The organism is Stutzerimonas zhaodongensis, assembly GCF_003696365.1.
GTDB classification, from domain to species: domain Bacteria; phylum Pseudomonadota; class Gammaproteobacteria; order Pseudomonadales; family Pseudomonadaceae; genus Stutzerimonas; species Stutzerimonas zhaodongensis.
This window is the reverse complement of record NZ_RFFM01000001.1, coordinates 85,017-99,804: the sequence shown is the minus strand read 5'-3', so window position 1 is coordinate 99,804 and position 14,788 is coordinate 85,017. Positions and strand designations below refer to the sequence as shown.

Sequence of the window (14,788 nt, the reverse complement as noted above, 5' to 3'; positions counted from 1 at the left end):
ATGCAGGCGTCCGCCCCGCCCCGCGAGCTTTCCCGGCTGGCTGCGCTGCTGCGCTATGAGATTCTCGATACGCCGGATGAAACCGCATTCGACGATTTCACCGAGCTGGCTTCCTACATCTGCGAAACACCCATCGCACTCATATCGCTGGTCGATGACCATCGCCAGTGGTTCAAGAGCCGGCTCGGCCTGGACGTCAGCGAGACCGCCCGCGAGCTTTCGTTCTGCACCCACACCATCGAAGGGCAAGGCATCTTCGAGGTCAATGATGCGCGCCGCGATCAGCGCTTTCGCGATAATCCGCTGGTCACCGGCGACCCGCATATCCGCTTCTACGCCGGCGCGCCCCTGACAACACCGGACGGTTACAACCTCGGCACCCTGTGTGTGATCGATCGCCAGCCGCGCCAGTTGAGCAAGGCGCAACGTGGCGCGCTGATGCGTTTGAGTCGGCAGATCATGCGCCTGTTCGAGGAGCGCCTGCAGGCTCACCGTTACGCCGAGCAGGCAGCTTTGCAGCAGGCACTGCTCAACAGCGCGGCAAGCGCGATGCTGGTAACTACTGCCGATGGGACGATATCGGGTGTCAATCCGACTGCTGAGCGCTTGTTCGGCTTCACCGAGGCGATGCTGGTTGGCCAACCGCTGACCACCGCACTATTCCCGCTCGATGCGCTCTCGCGCCGTGCCTCGATACTCAGCAACGAACTGGGCGAGCCCATCGCACCGGACTTTGCCGTGCTCACCGCACCGCTGCTCGAAGGCCGCCGCGAAATGCGTGAGTGGCGCTTGCGCCATCGCAACGGGGGTAGCGTGCCGGTGCTTCTGAACGTCTCGGCGATTCACGATGAGCGCGAATTACTGCGTGGCTACATCGTCAGCGCCTATGACCTGGCGCACCAGGAACATCTGCAGTTGCGTTTGCAACAGATTGCCGCGCAGGTTCCAGGCATGCTGTTCCAGTTCTGCTGGCGACCCGACGGGAAAAGCTCGTTTCCCTATCTCAGCGAAGGCGTCGAGGATATCTATGGCCTCAGCGCAGCCGAGATGGCACCGACCATCGCGCCGATCTACGAGCGGATTCATCCCGACGACCGCGAGCATGTCCTGGCGAGCATTCGACACGCAGCCTCGACGCTCACGCCCTGGCAGTTCGAGCATCGTATCGATCATCCACGCAAGGGCCGCATCTGGGTCGAGGCGCGCGCGACGCCCATGCGCCAGCCGGACGGCTCGGTGCTCTGGCATGGCTTGGTGACCGACATCACCGAACGCAAAGGCGAACAGATCGAGCTCGACAAACAGCAGGAGATGAATCGGCGCCTGCTCGAAGCCCTGTCCGAAGCGGTCGTGGCTTGCGATGCCGATTGCAACCTGACCCTGTTCAATAACACCGCTCGCCGCTGGCACGGGCTCGATGCACAGCAGATCGCACCGGAACAATGGCCACACGCCTATCACCTGTTCCACGCCGACGGCGTGACGCCGATGACCATGGATGAGGTTCCGCTGATCCGGGCACTGCGCGGGGAGCGGATTCGCAACCTGGAAATGACCATCGTGCTGCATGGCACGCCTCGCTATGTGCTGGCCAACGCCGATCCTATGTATGCCTCCAATGGACAGGAAAACGGCGCGGTGGTGGTGCTCCACGACATTACCGAGCGCAAGCAGGTCGAAATCCTGCAGCGCGACTTCGTCTCCACCGTCAGCCACGAACTGCGCACACCGCTGACCTCGATAACGGCCTCGCTGGGACTGATCTGTGGCCAGGTCATGGGTGAGGTGCCCGAACATCTGCAGGAATTGCTGGATATTGCCCATCAGAACAGCAAGCGGCTCAGCGCCCTGATCGATGACCTGCTGGACATCGACAAGCTATACGCCGGCAAGATGCGCTTCGAGCTGCAGGTGCAACCGTTGCGGCCCTTGCTGGAACAGGCACTGCGCAGCAATCAGGGTTACGCCGAGAACTGCGGCGTGAGCATCGAGCTGCGCGATTGCCCGGCTGTGGCGATCAATGTGGACCCAATGCGCCTCGAACAGGTGATGAGCAACCTTCTGTCCAACGCAGCGAAATTCTCCCCGCCCGGCGAAACCATCGAACTATGGGCCGAGAGGCCTGATACGCAGAAAGTGCGAGTCAAGGTGTTGGACAAGGGCCCCGGGGTTGCCGAAGCCTTTCATGCACGGATCTTCAGCAAGTTCGCCCAGGCCGACTCATCCGACACGCGCCAACAAGGCGGCACGGGGCTTGGGCTGGCAATCAGCAAGGAGCTGATCGAGCACATGGGAGGCCAGATCGGCTTCGATTCGACGCCCGGCGAAGGGGCATGCTTCTGGTTCGAACTGCCTTGCCATCCCTTGGACGAGGCCCAGCAGTGAAGCCATTGAAGCGTATTCTTCACGTTGAAGACGTGCCATCCATCCAGGTGGTGACCCGCATCGCACTGCAGAAGCTTGGCGGCTTCGAGGTTCTCAGCTGTGCATCGGGCCAGGAAGCGCTGGAGCAGGTCCGGCAGTTCGAGCCCGACATGATCCTGCTCGATCTTTCGCTGCCTCAGATGGACGGCATCGAACTGTTACGGCAGCTTTCCGTAATGATCGACCTGCAACACACGACGGTAGTATTGCTCACCGGCCAGGCGAACGACCCTGGCGATCCATCTGAGCTGCAACGGCTCGGCGTGCGCAAGCTGCTGAAAAAGCCTTTCGACCCACTTCAACTGGCGACACAACTGAACGAAATATGGAATGCCGAGCATGAATGACAGCGCGGGCGAAACGCTGAGAGGCCAACTTCAGGCCCTGAACGAAAAGTTCGCCGAGCGAGTGAGTGAAGAGCTCGCAGAACTCCAGCGGCGCGCCGAGCAGTTGCTGCAAGCCCGCGAACATGAGCAGCGTCGACAGCTGATGCTGGACCTGCACGAACGTCTGCATCGGCTGGCCGGTACGGCAGGCACCTTTGGTTTCAATCAGCTTGGTCAGCAGGCGAGACGGCTTGAGCGCCGGACTGATCAATGGCTCGAAGCGGCCAAGCCCAGCGGCCAAGTACTGAATGAAATCGTTCAGGCGATACGCCAATGGGTCACCGACTCACAGGAAGCCGCACCCGTGTGTCTGCTAATCGAGCAACCGGACCCGCATGAGCCCCCGCCAGCGGGTTCCCGGATATACCTGCTCAAGCAAGATCCGGTTGCTGGTCAGCAGATGTGCGTGACCCTCGGCGACTTTGGTTATGAGGTGCTGCTTTTTCTGGACGTTGCTTCGCTCCGAACTGCCGTCGAGACCCAGCTGCCCGACGCCCTGATCGTTAGCCTGAATGACGGCGAACTGGACGCAATACGCGCCGTGCAACAAAGCTTGGAGTCGCCGCTACCGCTGCTGGTCATCGGTCACCGCGTTGACTTCAACAGCCAGCTGGCGGCAGTTCGCGCTGGCGCCAGAGGCTATTTCACGCGGCCGCTGGACATCACCCGGCTGGAAAACAGCCTCGAAAACATCCTAAACCTGCAGTCGAGCGAGCCTTACAGGGTGCTGATCATCGATGACGACGATGATCTCGCCGCCCGCTACAGCCTTGTCTTGCGAAATTCGCAAATGCAGGTCCAGACCCTGAACGACCCGAGCCAGCTGTTCGAAGTCATGCGCGCCTTCGATCCTGAAATGGTGCTGCTGGATATGAACATGCCGGACTTCACCGGCATCGAGCTGGCCCAGATGATCCGCCTGAATGACGAATGGCTGCGCGTTCCGATCATTTACCTGTCCGCCGAGACCGACATCAATCGGCAGATGGCCGCCATGCTCAAGGCCGGCGACGACTTCATCACCAAACCAATCAGCGACAATGCGCTCACCGCTGCGGTGTTCTCCCGGGTACAGCGGGCCCGCTCGCTGAGCATGGCGCTGGCGCGAGACAGTCTTACCGGCCTGCTCAAACACGCTGACATCAAGGAACAGGTGGCGCTGGAAGTCGAACGCGCCCTGCGCAGCGGCAAGCCCACCAGTGTGGTGATGCTCGACCTCGATCACTTCAAGCAGGTCAACGACCAGTATGGCCATGCCGCCGGCGACAACGTTATCCGCTCATTGGCCAACCTGATGCGCCAGCGTCTGCGCCGCATCGACAGCATCGGCCGCTACGGCGGCGAGGAGTTCGTTGCGGTGCTGCCCGACTGCTCCGCAGAGCAGGCCAAGCACATCTTCGACGAGATCCGCACGCGCTTTGCAGCGCTGATCTTCCATGCCGGCGCCCGCACCTTCAGCGTGACCCTCAGCGCCGGAATATGCGAAACCGACGGCCAATCAAGCGCCGGCGCATTGCTTGAATCGGCCGATCAAGGCCTCTATGTCGCCAAGCACAACGGTCGTGACCAAGTCAGGATCTCCCCGGTACGCTGATCGGTTTCTCCCGCCAATGCCCAAGCGAACCGCTACGATGTGCATGACTCCAACTACACTGGAGCAGATCCAGCGGTCCGATGCTGGTTTCGAGTCTGCAGCTTCGAATCAATCGCATCGCTGCACGTGTCATTTAACCGGCGTAAGGAGTTCCGGTTTTGTCTGCAAAACCTGCGATAAGTTGGCATTCGCTGGCGTTCCTGTTCGCCTTCCTGGTGCTTGTCGCGCTCGGCTGGCAGGGTAAGCGCACCCAGGAAGCAGTACTGGCGACCAATCAATCGGTCAGTCACAGCCTGGAAATCATCACTGCCACTCAAGAGATGCTCTCGTCGCTGCAGAACATCGAGACCGGCTCGCGTGGCTTCGTGCTGACGGGTGAGCAAGACTATCTGGAACCCTACGAGCTCGGCCTGATGCAGCTCGAAGAGCACCGTCGCGCCCTGCAGATGACGCTCAAGGATCGGGAGTACCCGGATGATCGCTGGTTCGAGGAGCTAGACAGGAACATCTCCGAACGCCTGATCATCGCCGCCGGCAACATCCAGGCCCGGCGTGACGCGGGGTTGCAAGCAGCCGCCGAGCGCCTCAAGCAGGCCGGTGGCAAGCAGATCATGGAGAACCTGCGGGCACTTCTGGACGCGGTCGAGCAACGCGAACGTCTGCTGCTGGCTACGTCCAATCGCGATTTGTCCGAAACCATCGAACGCAGCCGGCAGCTGGCCGTAATTGGTAGCCTGATGGTGGCCGCGCTGTTTCTGGCCGCCATGTGGGCGATCAATCGCAATCTGCGGATTCGTCAGGCACTGGCGGTCAAGGCACAGGCCGGCGAGGCCCGCCTGGGTGCGCTGCTGCAAGCTATTCCGGATAACCTCTACGCCATCGGCAAGCAAGGAAGGATCACCGCACTGTCGCAGGCGAACGACAGCCGCGCTCCGGCGCCCGCGGCAATCGAGCCGCTACTGGTGAGCCTGCAGGAACAGGCCGACAACTCGCTGCAGCTGCACCAGACCACTTGGTGCGAAGTGGATTGCCAGCGAACATTCGAGGTTCGCCTGGTGCCCACCGGCCTAGGTGATCATCTGGCCATTGCCCGCGATGTCACAGAGCTGCAGCGCAGCCGCGATACGCTCGAAGACCAGAAAGTATTCCTGCGGCGGGTCGTGGACACAGACGAGAACATGATCTTCGTGCGCGACGACCAGGGTCGCTTTCTTCTGTGCAACAGCGCTTTTGCCACGCTACTCGACAGCCGCCCGGAAGCCATCGAAGGCCATCGTGCAGACGAGCTGGCCGGCGCGCAGCGTTTGCTGCCGCTGCTGCAGGGCGAAGCCGATCTGCTTTGCGGTAGCGGCGAACTGCGAATCACCGAGGTGGGGTTGACCGATGGTCTCGGCCAGGAGCGATGGCTGCAAGTGGTCAAGCGACCCATGACCATCTCCAGCGGCGCCTGTTACGTAGTGACCGTTGCAGTCGACATGTCTCTGCGGCGCCGCATGGAGCAGATGAAGACCGAATTCATTTCCACGGTCAGCCATGAACTAAGGACACCCCTCACCGCCATTCGCGGCGCCCTGGGCATGCTGGTCGGCGGCGTTGCTGGCGATATCGGTGACAGTGCCCGACCACTGCTCGACATCGCTCACAAGAACAGCGAACGGCTGGTCCGCCTGATCAACGATATTCTCGATATCGAGAAACTGGAGGCCGGGCGCCTGCCGTTCCACTTCACCCGCTGCGACGCCCGGGAGCTGGCCGAGCAGGCGCTGATCGATCTCAAACCCTACGCAGACGAGTACGGCATCAGCCTCGCACTCGACACACCGGCGGCCTCCACTCAAGTTCACGTAAATGTGGACCCGGACCGCTTCGCCCAGGTTATGGCCAACCTGTTGTCCAATGCGATCAAGCATTCGCCTGCCGGTGGGGTGGTCAGCGTCGCGTTACGCAGCGATGGCAGCGGGCTCGAGATCGGGGTACAGGATCAGGGCCCAGGCATCCCGGAAGAATTCCGCTCACGCATCTTCGAGCGTTTTGCTCAGGCCGATTCGTCCGATGCCCGCAAGCGCGGCGGCACAGGGCTGGGCCTGGCGATCACCCGCTCGCTGGTGCAACAGATGAACGGGCGGATCGGCTTCGATTCACAGCAAGCCCGAGGCACTCGGTTCTGGATCAGGCTGCCCCTGGCGCCAGCTGAGGCACAGCCCAACGTGGCAGCCACAGCGACGCACCCAGCCCCCGCCCATTCCGCTGCACGGATTCTGGTCCTCGAACCTGATACGTCGGCGGCCGAACAGCTGGCCAGCACCTTGCAGCAACACGGCTACGCCACCCTGGTCGCCAGCACAGCGGCTCAGGCGCGCGAGCTGCTGGGCGAATTCAGCATCCAGGCCCTGACTCTCAGCCCGGCGCTGAGCGACGAGGACAGCATTTCCTTCCTGCAGAGCCTGCGCAGCCAGAACGCCTATCGTCATCTACCCGTCCTGATCGTCAGCCTGCAGCCACAGCGCCGCGACAATGACGATGGCGTCCTTCGCGGCGGGGCGGTAGGTGTCATCGACTGGCTGCACAAGCCGGTCGACCCTTCGCGCGTCATGGACGTGGTGCGCGCGTGCCTGAATAGCAGCGGCACGCGGCCCAGAATCCTGCATGTAGAGGACGACGAAGACCTTCGCGTGCTGCTGGCTCGGTTGGTCGAGCCATTGGAAATTGATCTTGAAGGTGCCGCCACACTGGCCGAAGCCCGCAGCCTGCTCGACGAGCAACGCTACGACCTCGCCATCATCGATCTGATGCTCCCCGATGGAGACGGAAGTGAGCTCTTCGATAAGCTGGCCCAGACCGTTCCCCCGCCACCAGTGATCATCTTCTCCGCGCTGGACGCGCCAGTGCATGACAGCCGCCTGGCCTTGCGCCAACTGGTGAAGTCGCGCCATGACGGCGACGAGCTTGCCGCGCTGATCCAGCAGCTGCTTCACCACTGGCCGCCCGGCCAAGTCCAAGAATCCAATGAGGTCAATGCATGAGCGATCCCGCTAGCCAGCGCATACTGATGGTAGAGGATGAGGAAGACATCGCCTTCCTCATCCGCTTTATGCTCGAGCGACACGGCTTCATCGTCGATCACGCTGCCGATGGGCGCCAGGCCATCGAGAAGATCACCTCTTCCAACCCGCCCGACCTGACCTTGATGGACATCATGCTGCCCTATCACGACGGTCTTGAGCTGATCGAGCGGCTACGCGCCCAACCGGGCTGGGAAAGCGTGCCAGTGCTGATGCTCACCGCCAAGGCGCGCGAAGTCGACATCGTCCGTGCGCTGGAGTTGGGCGCAGATGATTACGTGACCAAGCCCTTTCAACCGGAGGAACTGCTGGCGCGCATCCGTCGCCTGTTGAGGAGACCGCGATGAGCCGACTGCTGCCGGCGCTGGCCCTGGTCCTCCCATTTCTTATCACCCCCTCGCTGGCCGCTGCGGAAGTCGCCACCGCACAACGGCAGGTGGACGCCCAGCAGCTCGACGCCGCCGAAGCGACGCTTGAGACGCACCTGGCGCGTCAACCCGACGACAGCGAAGCGCAATTCCTCCTGGCTCGAGTGCGCGCCTGGCAAGGCAGACCCGAACAGGCACTGGCGCTGTATAAGCTTTTGCTGCAACGCGAACCCGACAACGCCGATTACCTGTTAGGTCATGGCCAGGCACTGCTATGGGCAGGCCAGCCGCAGGCTGCACTGACCTCGTTGGAGCGGGCGGCGGAAGTCGCGCCGGACTATCTCGAAGTGCAACAGGTGATGCAGCAGGCACGCGCAGCGTTGACCTCGCCGGTGAGTGCTACCGCTCCACTGGCCGCGGCGCCCGCACAACGTCGCCATGAGCTCGAACTGTCGGCCCGCCAGGACTGGCTCGACAATGGCTTCGACAACTGGCGCAGTCAACGCCTGGATTACTCGTCGACGCAACCCGAAGGCCTCGGCTGGTATGGCGCGCTGCTGCGCGAACAGCGCTTCGGCGAATGGGACAACGGCGTCGAGGCAGGCGCGGTCATCGCACTGGATGACAATTGGACATTGCAGCCGGAAGTCGGATATCAGCCCTCGCCCTATTTCCTGCCCGAATGGCATGCCGATCTGCGCCTGCAGCGCCGCTTGCCGGCAGGCTTTCTCGGCGCGGCGAGCGTCCGGCGCACCCAGTACGAAACCACCCGCGTGGATCGGCTGGCACTCAGCGCCGAGCGCTACTGGGATTCGTGGCGCGCGGGATACACCCTCAACGTCACGGATGTAGCCAATGCCGGCACACCCATTGGCCATGATCTGGCATTGGATTACTACTATCAGGGGCTCAGCTATGCGGGCGTGCGGGTTACCGTTGGTGAAGAGGAAGCTGTCGAGGAACAGCAACTGATCACCAGTGACGTGCGCGCACTTAGCCTGCAAGGCCGTCACTGGCTGGACGATCGCTGGGCACTGACCTGGGAAGTCGGGCAGCACCGCCAGGGAGACTACTACACGCGGCGCTGGCTGCAGCTCGGCCTGCGTCATGCTTTCTGATCTGACGATCAGCTGTCCCGCCTGGCTCTGCGAGGCGCCACGCAATGCCGTGCTGGCCATCTGGCCGGAGGACGGCATGCTCCAGCTGGCCCTTTATTGCGCATTGGGGCTGGGCGCCCTCACCCTGCTGGTCATGATCCAGGTCATGCTGCTGGGCGAAGTCGCTCGCCGCCGTGCATCACGGCGACAGCTGTTCAATGATCAATGGCGGCCGTTCTTTGCCTTGTGCAGCTTGGGTGACGAGCTGCCCGAGCCGGTACCTGCGCTGCCGCGCAGCCGGCAGCTATGGTTTCTGTTGCAGTGGAACAAGACTCAACTGCAGCTGCGCGGCGCCGCGCGAGAGCGGATGAATCGCGCACTCATCGCACTCGGCATGGACCGTCATGCCCGGGCTTTGTTGGGGGGGCGGGTACGCGGAAAGCTGATCGGGCTGACCTGCCTGCGACACCTGGCCGATCAAGGTTATTGGGATGCGGTTCAGCCCTTGCTGATGAACCGCAACGTCGTCGTCTCGCTCTCTGCCGCACAGACGCTGATCGCCATGGACGCGGCCCGCGCAATGCAGCTGATCCTGCCAGCCGCCGTGACGCGCCTCGACTGGGCATTGCCACGGCTGGCCAATCTTTGCCAACAATCTGGCGAGCAGGCAGTCACCCTGCCCCTGCTGATCGCATTGGCCGGCTCCGAAGACCCACGCCGCGAACGGCTGATCCCGCTGCTGGTTCATGGCGATCCACGTCATGCGGCGCCTTGGGCGCGCGCTCGACTCGAAGAAGATGCCGCACCGGAGCAGCTGCAGGTGGCATTACGGTGCCTCTGCGAACTGGGCGATCCACGTGATCGCGTCCGGTTGCAGCGTGCGGTTCAGCACAATGATTCCAACGTCAGGCTGGCGGCTCTCCAGGCGCTGCACAAACAGGCGCGCAATGAAGACAGCGAATTGTTCCTGCCATTACTGGCCGACTCAAGCTGGTGGGTTCGCCAGGCTGCTGCTGATAGCCTGGCAACGCTACCCGGCGTCACCCCTGAAAGGCTGCAGGAATTGCTGGCGAAAGTGGAAGATCGTTACGGGCAGGACGCGCTGCGCCGGGCCATCGCGGAGGTGCGGCGGTGAGCTTTGATTGGCTGTGGTGGCTGCAACTGGGGTTCATTCTTTACTTCCTGTCGCTCAATGGCATGTACCTGCTGCTCAACGTGCTCTCGATGGTCAGCCTCATGGGCTATATCCGCCAACGAGCAGAAACCGGTGAGATAGCGCCTTATCTCGGCGTGGAACCGCCGGTATCGGTACTGATGCCGGCATTCAACGAAGAGGCGACCATTCGCACCTCGGTGCGCTCGATGCTGCAATTGCAGTATCCGGAGTTCGAGGTGGTCGTGATCAACGACGGCTCCAAGGACAACACCCTCGCCGTGCTGATCGATGAGTTCGAACTGGTCCCGCACCCTGAGCCATTGCGCCAGGCGGTCACGCACCAACCCGTTCAAGCCATCTACCGTTCGCGCCGTTACGCCAATCTGCGGGTGATCGACAAGGCCAACGGGGGCAAGGCCGACGCATTGAATGCCGGCATCAATGCCGCCCGACACGGACTGTTCTGTGGGGTCGACGCCGATTCCATTCTCCAGCGCGACAGCCTGCTACGCGTCGTCCAACCCTTCCTCGAAGACGAACGGACCGTTGCAGCTGGTGGCACCGTGCGAATCGCCAATGGCTCAGAGGTTCGCGGTGGGTTTCTGATCCGCGCGGGCCTTCCGAGCAACTGGCTGGCGCGCTTCCAGATCGTCGAATACCTGCGCGCCTTCCTGTTTGGCCGCCTTGGCTGGTCGCCGATGAATGCGGTGCTGATCATCTCCGGCGCCTTCGGCCTGTTCGACAAGGAAAGGGTGATGGACGTAGGCGGCTATCGCACCGACACCGTCGGCGAAGACATGGAACTGGTGGTGCGGCTGCATCGCTATCACAGGGAAAAACGCATTCCCTACCGCATACGTTACCTGCCCGATCCTATCTGCTGGACCGAATGCCCCGAAGACCTCGGCACCCTGGGGCGCCAGCGGAGCCGTTGGCAACGGGGACTGGCCGAAAGCCTAAGCCGCCACGCCCGCCTCGCCTTCAGTCTGCGCGGCGGCGCGCCCGGCTGGCTGGCCTGGCCATTCATGGCGCTGTTCGAATGGCTGGGCCCACTGATCGAGCTGGTCGGCTACGGCTTCATGATCGGCGGGTTCGTGCTGGGCGTAGTGTCTTACGCGGCGCTCACGGCGTTCCTGTTGGTGGCCATCGGAATGGGCATCCTGCTATCGGTAAACGGGCTGTTATTGGAGACCATGTCGTTCCGCGTATACGAACGCCGCCGCGACATGCTGCGGCTGTTCCTTATGGCGGTGCTGGAAAACTTCGGCTATCGCCAGTTGAACACCCTCTGGCGATGCCGCGGGCTCTGGCAGTGGTTCTCGCGTCGCAAGCATCAGTGGGGCGCGATGCGCCGCAGCGGAACGTGGGGGCAGTAATAGGCAGGGAGGACCTGCGATACCCGTCGTGCGTCCCGGTTTGATGGGTATCGCTTCGCTCAACGCCTTCTACGACTGGTATCGGTCGAGAACTCGTTCGTCCCTATGAGGGGGATCACGCCTCGGCGATCCGCCAATCGAGCCAGGGTGGATGTAAAAGCGACATCCACCTTACTGCATGCAGCTGCTTTACAGCTTTATCCATGTCGCCTTGAGCTCGGTGTACTTGTCGAACGCATGCAGCGACTTGTCGCGACCGTTACCGGACTGCTTGAAGCCGCCGAATGGCGCGGTCATGTCACCGCCGTCGTACTGATTGACCCAGACGCTGCCCGCACGTAGTGCCTTCGCCGTCAGGTGCGCCTTGGACAGGTCGGCCGTCCACACCGCAGCGGCTAGGCCGTAGGGTGTGTCATTGGCGATGGACACCGCTTCGGCCGCCGTATCAAAGGTGATCACCGAAAGCACCGGGCCGAAAATCTCTTCCCGCGCGATCTTCATTGCATTACTGACGCCGTCGAAGATGGTCGGCTCGACATAGAGCCCCCCGGTCTCCTGCATGGTCCGCTGCCCGCCGATCAGTACCTGCGCGCCGTCGTTGCGACCGGCCTCGATGTAGCCGAGCACTGTATCGAGCTGCTGAGTATCGACCAGCGCGCCGACGTTGGTAGCCGGATCCAGCGGATTTCCCGGCTTCCAACCCTTGAGCGCCTCGACCACCATCGGCAGGAAACGCTCCTTGACCGAACTCTCGACCAGCAGCCGCGAGCCCGCGGTGCAGACCTCGCCCTGGTTGAATGCAATGGCGCTGGCGGCTGACTGGGCCGCTGCCTGCAGATCGGGCGCATCGGCAAAAACGATGTTCGGGCTTTTGCCGCCCGCCTCAAGCCAGACACGCTTCATGTTCGACTCGCCGGCATAGATCATCAGCTGCTTGGCGACGCGCGTGGAACCAGTGAAGACCAGCGTATCGACATCCATGTGCAGCGCCAGCGCCTTGCCAACAGTGTGGCCGTAGCCCGGCAGCACGTTGAGTACGCCTGCCGGAATGCCCGCCTCTATGGCCAGCTGCGCGACGCGGATGGCGGTCAGTGGCGATTTCTCGGACGGCTTGAGCACCACCGAATTGCCTGTCGCCAGCGCCGGGCCGAGCTTCCAGCAGGCCATCATCAGTGGGAAGTTCCAGGGCACGATGGCTGCCACCAGGCCCACTGGCTCGCGGGTGACCATACCGATCTGGTCATGCGGGGTGGCCGCGACTTCGTCGTAGATCTTGTCGATCGCCTCGCCGGACCAGCGCAGGGCGTTGGCTGATCCGGGGATGTCGATGTTCAGCGAATCGCTGATGGGCTTGCCCATGTCCAGGGTTTCCAGCAACGCCAGCTCTTCGGCATTGCTTTGGAGGAGATTGGCAAAACGGATCATGGTCGCCTTACGCTTGGCCGGTGCCATCCGCGACCAAGCTCCGGACTCGAAGGCCATACGTGCACTGATCACCGCGCGGTTGGCATCGGCCTCGTCACAGCTGGCCACCTGCGCCAGCACCCGCCCATCGATCGGGCTGATGCAGTCGAAGCTGGCGCCAGCACTGGATGTGGTGTATTCGCCCTGGATGAAGGCCCGCCCTTCGATGCGCAGGTCGCGGGCACGCTGTTGCCAGTCGGCGAGAGTCAGGGTGGTCATGGGGCGTCCTCAGTATCTGTCGAATAATCAGAAAGGCACCCTAAACCAGCGACGCCCGGGCTATCAATATTTTTTACGAAAGCAAGGTTTTCTGCCTTGTTTTGTTCGTTTTATTAAACATAGACTCGCCGAAACCGCTGGGCGCTCGGTTACGTCGCGCTACAGCATAGTCGCCGAAACCGCCGTCTTGCCGGAGCTTGCCATGGCCAACCAGCCGCACCTCACTGCTTCCGCCGAACATTTCTGGATGCCCTTCACCGCAAACCGGCAGTTCAAAGGCAATCCGCGCATGCTGGAGCGTGCAGAGGGCATGTATTACACAGACACCGACGGGCGCCAGGTGATCGACGGGACCGCGGGTCTGTGGTGTTGCAATGCCGGTCATGGCCGGCGCGAGATCAGCGAGGCGGTGAGCCGACAGATCGCGCAGATGGATTTCGCGCCGACTTTCCAGATGGGCCATCCGCTGCCCTTCGAACTGGCCGGGCGGCTCGCACAGATCAGCCCGGCCGGGCTTAATCGTCTGTTCTTCACCAATTCGGGATCCGAGTCCGCCGACACCGCCTTGAAAATTGCGCTGGCGTACCAGCGTGCCATCGGCCAGGGCAGCCGCACTCGCCTGATCGGCCGTGAGCTGGCTTACCACGGCGTTGGCTTCGGCGGCATTTCGGTTGGCGGCATGGCCAACAACCGGAAGGCATTCGGCGCGCTGTTGCCGGGTGTCGACCACCTGCCGCATACACTCGACGTTCAACGCAACGCGTTCAGCCGCGGTCTGCCCGAGCATGGCGCCGAACGAGCCGATGAGCTGGAACGTCTGGTCACTCTGCATGGTGCGGAAAATATCGCGGCCGTCATCGTCGAACCCATGTCCGGTTCAGCTGGGGTAATCCTCCCGCCCAAAGGCTATCTACAGCGCTTGCGCGAGATCACCCAAAAGTACGGCATCCTGCTGATATTCGATGAGGTCATCACGGGCTTCGGGCGCGTTGGCGAGGCCTTTGCCGCGCAACGCTGGGGTGTCACACCGGACATCCTCACCTGTGCCAAGGGCCTTACCAATGGCGCGATCCCCATGGGCGCGGTGTTCGTCAACGAAACCATCCACGACGCCTTCATGCAGGGGCCGGAAAGCGTCATCGAGTTTTTCCACGGCTACACCTATTCCGGACATCCAGTGGCCTGCGCCGCTGCCCTGGCAACCCAGGAGATCTATAGGCGCGAGAACCTGTTCCAGAAAGCAATCGAGATCGAAAGCTACTGGCAGGACGCGCTATTCAGCCTGCAGGGGCTGCCGAACGTAACTGATATCCGCACGGTCGGCCTGGTTGCAGGCATTCAGTTCGCGCCCCATGCGGACGGCGCCGGCAAACGCGGCTATGAAGTGTTCCGCCAGTGTTTCGACGACGGTCTGCTAGCCCGCGCCAGCGGTGACACCGTCGCCCTGTCACCGGCACTGATCGTCGAGCGCGAGCACATTGACGCGATGATCGAGCGTTTGGCTGATGCCATTCGCAAGGCGGCTTGAGCGAGCGTTTACCGCAGCGACGTAACATGAACGTTTGGCTTTGGAGACGCAGAGAGAAATGCGTCCAAGGCACCTCCCGCCTAAATACGCTACCGCAGAAACGAAAAAACCCGC

The 14,788-nt window shown here is 62.2% G+C and carries 10 protein-coding genes; 9 read left to right on the top strand and 1 reads right to left on the bottom strand.

The features are described 5' to 3' along the window. The 8 genes from EA797_RS00470 (at position 1) to EA797_RS00435 (ending at position 11,463) form a co-directional block, all read left to right on the top strand. Positions 1-2,385, top strand: coding sequence for a PAS domain S-box protein (locus EA797_RS00470; protein ID WP_415846286.1), 2,385 nt, complete (start codon positions 1-3; stop codon positions 2,383-2,385). Continuing rightward, the gene (locus EA797_RS00465; RefSeq protein WP_122163194.1) at positions 2,382-2,771 is read left to right on the top strand and encodes a response regulator; all 390 of its coding nucleotides are present in this window, start codon (positions 2,382-2,384) and stop codon (positions 2,769-2,771) included. The genes EA797_RS00470 and EA797_RS00465 overlap by 4 nt, the downstream gene beginning before the upstream one ends. After that, positions 2,764-4,404: a diguanylate cyclase gene (locus EA797_RS00460; protein WP_122163192.1), complete on the top strand. Its 1,641-nt coding sequence runs from the start codon at positions 2,764-2,766 to the stop codon at positions 4,402-4,404. Before EA797_RS00465 ends, EA797_RS00460 begins: the two co-directional genes overlap by 8 nt. 158 nt (positions 4,405-4,562) lie before the next feature. Beyond that, the gene (locus tag EA797_RS00455) at positions 4,563-7,427 is read left to right on the top strand and encodes an ATP-binding protein (protein WP_122163190.1); all 2,865 of its coding nucleotides are present in this window, start codon (positions 4,563-4,565) and stop codon (positions 7,425-7,427) included. Beyond that, positions 7,424-7,813, top strand: coding sequence for a response regulator transcription factor (locus EA797_RS00450; RefSeq protein ID WP_122163188.1), 390 nt, complete (start codon positions 7,424-7,426; stop codon positions 7,811-7,813). Before EA797_RS00455 ends, EA797_RS00450 begins: the two co-directional genes overlap by 4 nt. Further along, positions 7,810-8,952 carry a YaiO family outer membrane beta-barrel protein gene (locus EA797_RS00445; RefSeq protein ID WP_122163186.1) on the top strand — a complete coding sequence of 381 codons (1,143 nt, stop codon included), beginning with the start codon at positions 7,810-7,812 and terminating at the stop codon, positions 8,950-8,952. The genes EA797_RS00450 and EA797_RS00445 overlap by 4 nt, the downstream gene beginning before the upstream one ends. Further along, the gene (locus tag EA797_RS00440; RefSeq protein WP_122163184.1) at positions 8,942-10,066 is read left to right on the top strand and encodes a HEAT repeat domain-containing protein; all 1,125 of its coding nucleotides are present in this window, start codon (positions 8,942-8,944) and stop codon (positions 10,064-10,066) included. The genes EA797_RS00445 and EA797_RS00440 overlap by 11 nt, the downstream gene beginning before the upstream one ends. Further along, complete coding sequence (locus EA797_RS00435; RefSeq protein ID WP_122163183.1) at positions 10,063-11,463, top strand: glycosyltransferase family 2 protein; 1,401 nt, start codon at positions 10,063-10,065, stop codon at positions 11,461-11,463. The genes EA797_RS00440 and EA797_RS00435 overlap by 4 nt, the downstream gene beginning before the upstream one ends. A 189-nt stretch (positions 11,464-11,652) precedes the next feature. Here EA797_RS00435 and EA797_RS00430 read toward each other — a convergent pair whose 3' ends face one another. Then, the gene (locus tag EA797_RS00430; RefSeq protein WP_122163181.1) at positions 11,653-13,146 is read right to left on the bottom strand and encodes an aldehyde dehydrogenase; all 1,494 of its coding nucleotides are present in this window, start codon (positions 13,144-13,146) and stop codon (positions 11,653-11,655) included. A 202-nt stretch (positions 13,147-13,348) separates the two neighbouring features. On the opposite strand from EA797_RS00430, the gene aptA reads away from it, so the two are divergent. Next, on the top strand, positions 13,349-14,674 hold the full coding sequence (aptA, locus tag EA797_RS00425; protein ID WP_122163179.1) for an omega-aminotransferase AptA: 1,326 nt from the start codon (positions 13,349-13,351) through the stop codon (positions 14,672-14,674). Positions 14,675-14,788: the final 114 nt, after the last annotated feature.